The organism is Variovorax sp. 05L425 (genome assembly GCF_056397705.1).
This window is the reverse complement of record NZ_JBFTNY010000071.1, coordinates 1-932: the sequence shown is the minus strand read 5'-3', so window position 1 is coordinate 932 and position 932 is coordinate 1. Positions and strand designations below refer to the sequence as shown.

Sequence of the window (932 nt, the reverse complement as noted above, 5' to 3'; positions counted from 1 at the left end):
GGCGTGCTCCCGGGCATCGGCCCGGTGGCGACCATCGCGATGCTGCTGCCCGCCACCTACGCGCTGCCGCCCGTGTCGGCGCTGATCATGCTGGCCGGCATCTACTACGGCGCGCAATACGGCGGCTCCACCACCGCGATCCTGGTCAACCTCCCCGGCGAATCATCTTCGGTGGTGACCTGTATCGACGGCTACCAGATGGCGCGACAGGGCCGCGCGGGCCCCGCATTGGCGGCCGCCGGCCTGGGCTCGTTCTTTGCAGGTTGCGTCGGCACGCTGATCCTGGCTGCCTTCGCGCCGCCGCTGACCGAGCTGGCCTTCAAGTTCGGCCCCGCCGAGTATTTCTCGCTGATGGTGCTGGGGCTGATCGGCGCCGTGGTGCTGGCTTCGGGTTCGCTGCTCAAGGCGGTCGCGATGATCGTGCTGGGCCTGTTGCTGGGCATCGTCGGCACTGACGTGAACTCGGGCGTGGCGCGCTTCAGCTTCGACATCCCGGAACTGACCGACGGCATCGGCTTCGTGGTGATCGCCATGGGCGTGTTCGGTTACGGCGAAATCATCGGCAATCTCTCGCAGCCCGACGACGAGCGCGAAGTGTTCACTTCCGAGGTCAAGGGCCTGTGGCCCACCAAGCAGGACTTCAAGGACATGACGCCCGCCGTGTTGCGCGGCACGGCCCTGGGTTCGGCGCTCGGCATCCTGCCCGGCGGTGGTGCACTGCTGGCGTCCTTCGCGTCCTATGCGCTCGAGAAGAAGATGCGCAGCAAGCCCGGCGAAGTGCCTTTCGGCAAGGGCAACATCCGCGGGGTGGCCGCGCCCGAGTCGGCCAACAACGCCGGCGCGCAGACCTCCTTCATCCCGCTGCTGACGCTGGGCATCCCGCCCAACGCCGTGATGGCGCTGATGGTGGGCGCGATGACCATCCACAACAT

The 932-nt window shown here is 67.6% G+C and carries 1 protein-coding gene; it reads left to right on the top strand.

From position 1 onward, the window contains the following. Positions 1 to 932, top strand: a 932-nt coding sequence (locus AC1DN9_RS30005) for a tripartite tricarboxylate transporter permease (RefSeq protein ID WP_478106011.1), incomplete at both ends; no start/stop codon positions are given.